Below are 9,049 nucleotides of genomic sequence, written 5' to 3'. Positions count from 1 at the left end.
TGGACCTCGCACCTCGACAGCCCCGAGTCGCAGGAGGGCATCGAGTTCTGGACCGATCCGACATGGATATGACGCGTAACCCATGCCGGATCGCATTCTCGAAGCGGACCTCACTGCCGACTGCGACCGGTCGCGCACCGACGCCCAACCAGACTCACACCCGGACCCGGACCACCTCCGGGTTGAAGGCGTCAGGCTTGCGCACCATGCGGATCGCCGTCAGCACCAGGGCCGCCACCAGGAGCAGCAGCACCACCATCCCCGCGTTGAACGCGAACCCGAAGATCCACAGGTAGCCGATGGCGCCCGCCGCGAGGCAGTAGTAGGTCATCGGCAGGATCGTCTTGCGGATCAGGTCGCCCTCGCGCCCGAGCAGCCCCACCGTCGCCGCGGCGGCGACCACGTTGTGCACGGCCACCATGTTGCCCGCCGCGCCGCCCACGGCCTGGAGAGCGGCCACCGTCTCCGGCGAGGACGCGCCGATCCCGAGCCCGGTGTTGAACTGGAACAGCGAGAACATCATGTTGGACACGGTGTTCGAGCCGGCCACGAACGCACCGAGCGCCCCGATGAACGGCGACACGATGGGCCAGCCCTGACCGGCCAGGTCGGCCGCGGCCTGGGCGAGCGTGATCGGCATCGAGTCGAGCCCGGCCCCGTTGAAGTCGGGCCCGGAGTTGATGAAGATCCGCACGAGCGGCACCGCGCACAGGAGGGCGAACGCCGCGCCGCCGAGCTGCCCGGCCGCCACCTTCCATGACGCCTTGATCTGCTCACCCTTCATGCCGTGCAGCACGTAGGTGACGAGGCAGGCGAGCAGGAAGATCGCACCCGGCGAGTACAGGAGGTCCATGTTCTGGCTGATCCCGGTGCCGAAGATGTTCGACACCTCGAGCACCGCCGGACCGGTCAGGAACTCCTTGATCGCCGGGATGTTCCGCGTGACCAGGAGCAGTGCGGCGACGATGAGGTAGGGCGACCAGGCCCGGACCATCGACATCTTGCGGGTGAGGGTGGCCGCCTCCCTCGTGGGGTCGACGGTGCCCATCCAGCGGTCGCTCCAGCGCTCGCGCGGCGGGAAGTCCCACACGTCCTTGGGCATCAGGAAGCCCTTCGAGGACGTGAACATCACGAGCACCAGCCCGATGAACCCGCCGAGCATCGCCGGGAACTCCGGCCCGAGCACATAGGCCACGCTCACGTAGGGCACGATCATCGCGAGCGCCGCGTAGACCGCGAACGGCGCGACGGCGAGGCCGGACCGGAACGACCGCTTCTCGCCGTAGAACCCGCACATGAGGGTGACCAGGATGAGCGGCACCAGGATGCCGACGATCGCGTGGATGGTCGCCACCTGCGTGGCGGTGTGCGCGATGAACCCGAAGTGGTCCAGGCCGAGCACGTCGGCCCGCGCCTGCACCTCGGGCGCCAGTGCGCCCGAGGTGTCCGCCAGGCCGGTCCCGAGCCCGGTCAGCATCGGCGTGCCGACGGCGCCGAAGCTCACCGGCGTGGACTGGATGATGAGGCCCGCCATGACGGCGGCCGCGGCGGGGAAGCCGAGCGCCAGCAGCAGGGGTGCGACGACGGCCGCGGGCGTGCCGAACCCTGCGGCCCCCTCGATGAACGACCCGAACAGCCAGGCGATGATGATCACCTGGACCCGCCGGTCGGGGCTGATGGTCGTGAAGCCGGCGCGGATCGTCTGCAGGGCGCCGCTCTTGGTGAGCGTCTCCAGCATGAGCAGCGCACCGAAGATGATCCAGAGCAGCCCGATCGCGATCAGCAGGCCCTGCACGATGGACGCGCTGACCGCGACCAGCGACATCTTCCACGCGAACAGGGCGACGACCACGACCACCGCGAGACCGACGGGCATCGCCGTCCGGGCAGGCCAGCGGAACCCGAGCAGGAGGGTTCCCACGACGAGGATGGGGAGAAGAGCGAGCAGGGCAAGGACGGCGAGGTTGTCCATGATGACTCCAGCTCCGGCGACGCTGCCGGGTAGGGTGCGCTAGTTATTTCGCATGTCGGAATTATCACTCCACTGTCCGACAAACGTAGCAGTTACCCCCGGTCACCGGGAGTACCCCGGAGTACCCCGCATCAGCTCAGCAGCGCCCCCGGCCCGACGCCGCGCAGCGACGCGTCGAGCACCAGCACCATGTGCGCCGTCGGCATCTCGCGTCCCTGTCGCCGCAGCGCGTCGGTGATCTGCAGCAGGCACCCGGGGTTGGACGTTACGAGCAGCTCGGCGCCGGTGGCCGCCACGTTCGCGGCCTTCCGGTCCCCCAGCTCCCGCGCGGGCTCCGGGTTGGTCAGGTTGTAGATGCCCGCGGACCCGCAGCACATGTCGCCGTCAGCGATCTCCTTGACCACGAGGCCCGGGATCGTCGCGAGCACTGCCCGCGGCTGAGCCTTGACGCCCTGCGCATGCCGGAGATGGCAGGCGTCGTGATAGGCGACGGTCATCGGCAGCGGGTGCCGTCGCGCGACGGGCTCCAGCTCGGCCAGCACCTCCGAGACGTCCCGGGTCCGCGCGGCGAAGTCGGCGGCTCGTGCCGCGTACCGGGGGTCGTCAGCCAGCAGTTCCGCGTAGTCCTTCATGGTGGACCCGCACCCGGCCGAGTTGGCCACGATCCGCTCCACACCGGTCTCCGAGAACGTGTCGATGAGCGCCCGCGCGTAGTCCAGCCCCTCCGTCTCACGCCCGGCGTGCACGGACAGCGCGCCGCAGCATCCCTGGTCCTGCGGCACGACGACCTCGCACCCCTCGGCCGCCAGCACCCGCGCCGTCGCCGCGTTGACCCCCGGATAGAACTCCCGCTGCACGCAGCCCAGCAGCATCCCGACAGTCATCCGCTTCGCGCCGACGGCGGGCACGAGCGCGGGCACCGTGACGCGCGGGCCCACCGGCGGCGCTATCGCCTCCATCGTCGCCAGCGTCGGCGACACGCGGGCCAGCACCGGCCGCACCAGCCTCGACAGGCCGCTGCGCTGGTAAAGCGCCAGCAGGGGGCGCACCAGCCGCACTCGCTCCGGCCGCGGGAACAGTGCGAAGATCGCCGACCGCAGCAGCCGCTGCCCCCGTGTCCGGTGCTCGGCACCGCGGCGCTCGACCTGCTGGCGCGTCGCCTCGACCAGCTTGTCGTACTGCACGCCCGAGGGGCACGCCGTCACGCAGGCCATGCAGCCCAGGCACGCGTCGACATGCTGCACCAGCGACGGCGACATCGGCTCCCCCTCGAGCCCCTCCTTCATGAGGTAGATCCGCCCGCGCGGGGAGTCCATCTCCTCGCCCCACAGCGAGTACGTGGGACAGGCCGGCAGACAGAACCCGCAGTGCACGCAGTCGTCCACGAGCTCGCGGGCCGGCGGATGATGCTCGTCGAACGCACCCGATCCGTCGAACGCACCGAGCAGGTCCGGCTTCGCCTCAGTCATCAGATGCCTCCCACGAATCGGCCCGGCGCGACGTTGCGTCCGGGATCGAGCTGCCGCTTGATCGCTCGCATGAGATCGAGCCCGCCCACGGGCCCCCACACGTCCAGCGCCGCGCGCACCTCGCGCGAGGCGCGCAGCACGGTCACGGTCCCCTCCCGCGGACTCGTCGCGGCACCCCGCAGGTGCCCGATGGCGGACGCGGTCGCCTCAGGCGTACCCGTCACGACGGCGTGCAGCACCCCGGCGGCGCTCCCCCGCAGCGCCACGCCGACGCCGTACCGCTGCTCGGCGTCGCGCGCCGCCGTCAGCAGACCAGCCACGCCGGTGAGGGTCGCGGTCGCCTTGGCGTGGGTGCCGCCCCCGCTGGTCGAGCTCCCACCGTCGGTCGAGCTTGTCGAGACCCCCGGCAACGCAGCCCACCACGTGGGCGGCCCGTCCTGCACCCGCCCGCTCAGCAGCGCTGCCGCGGCGGCAGCGCGCTGCCCGACGGCGCCACCCGTGCCCTCCAGCAGCACCGCCACCTCGGCGACGTCGCTCCCCGCGGGCCGGTCGATCTCGACGGCGGCGGGCGCGAGCTGCGAGGCGACGACGTCGCGAGCCCGCGCGGCGACGTCGGCCAGCGGGCCGGTGGCGAGGACGAACGCCCGGTCGGGCCGGGCCGGGTGCAGCCGGAACGCGGCCCGCACCACGACGCCCAGGGTTCCGTACGCGCCGGTCAGGAGCTTGGCCAGGTCGTACCCGGCGACGTTCTTGACCACCTTGCCGCCCGAGGAGGCGGTCGTACCGTCGGCGAGCACCACCGTGGCCCCGAGCACGAGGTCCCGGATGCCGCCACGCTGCAGGCGCCGCGGTCCGGACACCCCCGTCGACAGCGCGCCGCCCACCGTGGAGTCGCCCGCGAGCCGATCCGGCGGCAGGTCCAGCACCAGCTCCTGGGCGGCGCCGCGGACGGTCTCCGACAGCGCCGCGATCGGCAGCCCGGCCTCGGAGACCACCACCAGGTCCCCTGCCCCGTGCTCGACCAGCCGGTCCAGTCCGGTCGTGTCGAGGATCAGGTCGACGCGCTCGGGTGGAGCGCCCCAGTCCAGGGCAGTCCCGGCCCCGCGGGCCACCGTGACCAGCCCCTGGGCCGTCGCCTCGCGCAGCACGGCGGCCACACCGTCCGCCGACGTCGGCCGCGCGACCGCCAGCGCGGGCACCCCGTCGACGGCGTCCGCCGGGCCGGCATCCCTGACGCCCCCGCCGTCCTGCTCGAGCGTTTCCGCGAGCCGCTGCAGATCTGCCATCAGAAGATCTCCGCCACGCCGGACTCCGCCAACGGGTGTGCGCCGTGGTGCCGCCCCGGCTGCTCCCCGCACAGCCGGGGCGTGGGAAACACCTTCCCCGGGTTGGCGATGCCCTCTGGATCGAAGGCGCAGCGCACCGCTTGCATGGTCTCGAGGTCGTCGGCCGTGAACATGCGCGGCATGTGCTTGGCCTTGTCCGCGCCCACGCCGTGCTCACCCGTGATGGAGCCGCCGTGCTCGAGGCACAGGTCGAGGATCCCGCCGGCCACCTCTTCCGCCCGGTCGACGGCGCCCTCGACCGAGCCGTCGAACAGCACGAGCGGATGCAGGTTGCCGTCGCCGGCGTGGAACACGTTCGCGACCCGCACGCCGGCGCTCTCCCCGAGCGCTGCGATCTGCCGCAGCACGAGCGGCAGCGCGGTCCGCGGGATCACACCGTCCTGGACGATGTAGTCCGGGCTGATCCGGCCGACCGCGGCGAACGCGGACTTGCGCCCCTTCCAGATCAGGGCGCGCTCGTCGTCGTCGGCCGCGACCCGCACCTCGAACGAGCCGGCCTGCTCGCACAGCCGCACGACGTCGTCGAACTCCCCCGCGACGTCGGGCGACGGTCCGTCCAGCTCGACCACGAGCACCGCGCCCGCGCCGGCCGGGTAGTTGCAGTGCACCGCCGCCTCCGCGGCCTCGATCGCGAGGGCGTCCATCATCTCGATGGCGGCGGGGATCACCCCGGCGGCGATGATCGCTGAGGTCGCGGCACCGGCGTCGTCCATGGTGCGGAAGGCCGCGAGCAGGGTCCGGACCTCCTGCGGCAGCCGCGTCAGGCGCACGGTCGCGGACGTGACGATGCCCAGCGTGCCCTCGCTGCCGACGAGCGCGCCGAGCAGGTCGTACCCGGGCGGGTCCGGCGCCTTGCCGCCGATCTCGACCTGCTCGCCGGCGGCCGTCACCAGGTCCACGCCGGTGACGTGGTTGGTCGTGAAGCCGTACTTGAGGCAGTGCGCGCCGCCCGAGTTCTCGGCGACGTTGCCGCCGATCGAGCAGATGGACTGGCTGGAGGGGTCTGGCGCGAAGTAGTACCCGTCCGGGCTGGTCGCGGCGGTGAGCTGCAGGTTGATCACCCCCGGGTCGACGACGGCGCGCTGGTTGACGACGTCGGCGTCCCGGACCGATCGCATCTGCGACATGACCACGAGCACGCCCTCGGAGTGCGGCAGCGCCCCGCCTGACAGTCCGGTGCCCGATCCCCGGGCGACGAACGGCACCGAGTGCCGCGCGCAGGCACGGACCGCGGTAGCGACGTCGTCCGGCCCCTGGGCCAGGACCACCACGCCCGGGACCACCCGGTACGCCGCGAGCCCGTCGCACTCGTACGTACGACGCCGCTGCCGGTCGGTGATCACCCGCTCCGGGCCGAGCTCGTCGACCAGCTCGCCGATGACGACGTCGAGCGCCGCGGCCTCATTCCCGGACATGAGCAACCTCCTCGTTGCAAGCCACTACGTCTCCGTTGAGTGCTGGGTATTTGCGCTCCGGAGGTGCTCCGAACCACAAATACCCAGCACTCAACAGGCAGGGTCAGGGCATTCTGGCGTATGCCGGGAGAGTGAGGAAGTCCGCGTAGTCGTCTGCTACCGCCACCTCCAGGAACGTCTGCTTCGCCTCCGTGTAGTCCTCCGGCTCGCCCGGCAGCTTGGCGATCTCCTCCGCCACGATCTGATCGATCAGCTCGCGCGTGACCCGGTGGCCGGTGTCCGCGAGCGTCACGTCGTTGTGCAGCCACTGCCACACCTGCGAGCGGGAGATCTCCGCGGTCGCGGCGTCCTCCATGAGGTTGAAGATCGCGACAGCACCGAGGCCGCCGAGCCAGGCCTTCAGGTACTGGATGCCGACGGAGATGTTGTTGCGGAGCCCCGCCTCCGTGACGTCGCCCGGTGTACCGGCGACGTCGAGCAGCTGCGCCGCGGTGACCTGCACCTCGTCGCGGGTCCGGTCGATCTGGTTCGGCTTGTCGCCGAGCACCGAGGTGAAGACCTCCTTGCAGAGCTCCACCATGCCGGGGTGCGCCACCCACGACCCGTCGAAGCCGTCGTTCGCCTCGCGGGTCTTGTCGTCGCGGACCTTCGCGAACGCGGCCTCGTTGACCGCCTCGTCGCGGCTCGGGATGAACGCGGCCATACCGCCGATGGCGTGCGCGCCGCGCGTGTGGCACGTCTTGACCAGCAGCTCGGTGTACGCGCGCATGAACGGCACGGTCATGGTGACGGCGTTACGGTCGGGCAGCATGAACTCGGTGCCACGGGTCCGGAACGACTTGATCACCGAGAACATGAAGTCCCAACGGCCTGCGTTGAGGCCGGAGCTGTGCTCCCGCAGCTCGTAGAGGATCTCCTCCATCTCGAACGCCGCTGGGTAGGTCTCGATGAGCACCGTGGCGCGGATGGTCCCTTGCGGGATGCCCAGGAAGTCCTGGGCCAGCACGAACGCGTCGTTCCAGAGCCGCGCCTCCAGGTAGGACTCCATCTTGGGCAGGTAGAAGTACGGTCCCTGGCCCTTCTCGATCTGCCGCAGCCCGGCGGTCGCGACGTAGAGCGCGAAGTCCACCAGGCTCCCCGACACCGGGCGCCCGTCGACCTGGATGTGCTTCTCCGGCAGGTGCCAGCCGCGGGGCCGGACGATGATCGTGGCCAGCTCCTCGTCCGGCTTGAGCGCGTAGTGCTTGCCGTTCTCGCCCGTGAAGTCGATGGTGCGGTTGATCGCGTCGAGCAGGTTGAGCTGCCCGCCCACGACGGCGCTCCACTGCGGCGTGTTCGCGTCCTCGTGGTCCGCGAGCCAGGCCTTGGCGCCGGAGTTCAGCGCGTTGATCGTCATCTTGCGGTCCGTCGGTCCGGTGATCTCGCACCGCCGGTCCTCGATGCCGGGCGCCGGGGGCGCGACACGCCAGGTCCGGTCCTCGCGGATGTGCCGGGTCTCGGGCAGGAAGTCGAGCGTGCCGCCCGCGGCAAGCTCCTCGACCCGCCGCTGCCGGGCGTCGAGGAGCTCCAGCCGCCGGTCGTCCAGCGCGCGGTGCAGGGCCACGATGAGCGTCAGCGCCTGCGGGGTGAGCACCTCGTGCGCGCGGGGCGCGATGTCAGCAGTGATCGTGAGGCCGTCCGGAGTGTCCACGTGTCTTCCCTCGGTCGATGACTCGGTCCGGAGCCGCTCATGTTCCACGATCCGGAAAGCAAATACTTCCTGGTGAAAACAGTAGGTGCCCGATGGTCCGGGGTCAACGCGGCGCTCAGCCTTCGGACAGCTCCGACGCGATGTCGCGCGCCACCGCATGGAGCACCGGCACGGCCCGCTCGCCGAACTCGTAGGACACGCGCGCCGCGGGGCCCGAGACCGAAAGTGCCGTCGGCACGGGTGCACCCGGTACGACGACGGCGAAACACCGCACGCCGATCTCCTGCTCACCGTCGTCCACGGCGTAGCCCTGCTCGCGGATCTCCCCCATCGCGGCCAGCAGCGCGTCGAGGTCCGTGATGGTCCGATCGGTGGCGGGCGCCAGGCCGGCCCGTGTCGCGATATCACGGACGGACGCGTCGGGAAGCTCGCCGAGGAGCGCCTTGCCAACGCCCGTGCTGTGCAGATGGACGCGTCGCCCTACCTCGGTGAACATCCGCATCGAGTGCGACGACGCCGCCTGCGCGACGTACACGGCCATCTCCCCGTCGAGCATGGCGAGGTTCGCGGTCTCCCCGAGCTCGCGAGCCACGCGCGCCAGGTGTCGCCGCGCGCCGGCTCCGAGCTGTCGGCCGGCCGACTCACCCAGGCGGATCATGCGTGCGCCGAGGGCATAGCGGCGGGAGGGAAGCCTGCGCGCGTATCCGCGGGCGACCAGGGTGCGCATCAACCGGTGAATGGTCGGCAGCGGCAGCCCCGACTGCTCCGAGAGCTCGCTCAGGCCGGCATCACCGCCGACGTCCGCCAGGATCTCGAGCAGATCAAGCGCTCGCTCGACTGACTGCACGCCAGGTTCTGCCACGTCACCCTCCCCATCGGAACGCCGGACCTGCCGTCCGACGGAAACAGCATTCCATAACGCGGAACGATGGGGGCCCTCGGTCGCTGCGCGCCGACCCAGCGGTTTCGCACCAGCCCAGCGCGCCAGGCCAGCGCGCCAGCCCAGTGATTGCGCCCGAATTCCGCGGTGATTTCGGGCGGGATCGCTGGGTAGGCGCGGGGTCGCTGGGTGGGCGCGGGTTGGTGGGTTTGGTTTTGGGGGGAATGCAGTCAGGGGGTGGAGTCCCTGCACCAACCCTGTGGGTTCGTGCGGGGAC

General features: G+C 71.2%; 6 protein-coding genes. All 6 read right to left on the bottom strand.

Annotation, left to right across the window (positions count from 1 at the left end):
* Positions 1–154: 154 nt before the first annotated feature.
* Entirely contained in the window at positions 155–1,972 is a 1,818-nt protein-coding gene (locus tag AB0F40_RS26630; protein WP_357475161.1) for an L-lactate permease, read from the bottom strand.
* Positions 1,973–2,103: 131 nt separating this feature from the next.
* On the bottom strand, positions 2,104–3,441 hold the full coding sequence (gene glcF / locus AB0F40_RS26625; protein ID WP_357475159.1) for a glycolate oxidase subunit GlcF: 1,338 nt from the start codon (positions 3,439–3,441) through the stop codon (positions 2,104–2,106).
* Entirely contained in the window at positions 3,441–4,727 is a 1,287-nt protein-coding gene (locus tag AB0F40_RS26620; protein WP_357475158.1) for an FAD-binding oxidoreductase, read from the bottom strand. Before AB0F40_RS26620 ends, glcF begins: the two co-directional genes overlap by 1 nt.
* On the bottom strand, positions 4,727–6,202 hold the full coding sequence (locus tag AB0F40_RS26615) for an FAD-linked oxidase C-terminal domain-containing protein (protein ID WP_357475155.1): 1,476 nt from the start codon (positions 6,200–6,202) through the stop codon (positions 4,727–4,729). Before AB0F40_RS26615 ends, AB0F40_RS26620 begins: the two co-directional genes overlap by 1 nt.
* A 103-nt stretch (positions 6,203–6,305) precedes the next feature.
* Positions 6,306–7,892, bottom strand: a complete 1,587-nt coding sequence (gene aceB, locus AB0F40_RS26610) for a malate synthase A (RefSeq protein WP_357475153.1) — start codon at positions 7,890–7,892, stop codon at positions 6,306–6,308.
* Positions 7,893–8,007: 115 nt separating this feature from the next.
* Positions 8,008–8,754 (bottom strand): IclR family transcriptional regulator, encoded by a 747-nt coding sequence (locus tag AB0F40_RS26605; RefSeq protein WP_357475151.1) that lies wholly within the window; start codon positions 8,752–8,754, stop codon positions 8,008–8,010.
* Between the last annotated feature and the right edge of the window lie 295 nt (positions 8,755–9,049).

The organism is Promicromonospora sp. NPDC023987, assembly GCF_040639055.1.
Lineage (GTDB): Bacteria > Actinomycetota > Actinomycetes > Actinomycetales > Cellulomonadaceae > Promicromonospora.
The sequence above is the reverse complement of the archived record's forward strand: the minus strand, read 5'-3'. Positions and strand labels throughout refer to the sequence as shown.

Excerpts from the sequence above, each read along its gene's own strand:
- AB0F40_RS26630 (WP_357475161.1), bottom strand. The coding sequence starts at position 1,972 with ATGGACAACCTCGCCGTCCTTGCCCTGCTCGCTCTTCTCCCCATCCTC.
- AB0F40_RS26620 (WP_357475158.1), bottom strand. The coding sequence starts at position 4,727 with ATGGCAGATCTGCAGCGGCTCGCGGAAACGCTCGAGCAGGACGGCGGG.
- glcF (WP_357475159.1), bottom strand. The coding sequence starts at position 3,441 with ATGACTGAGGCGAAGCCGGACCTGCTCGGTGCGTTCGACGGATCGGGT.
- AB0F40_RS26615 (WP_357475155.1), bottom strand. The coding sequence starts at position 6,202 with ATGTCCGGGAATGAGGCCGCGGCGCTCGACGTCGTCATCGGCGAGCTG.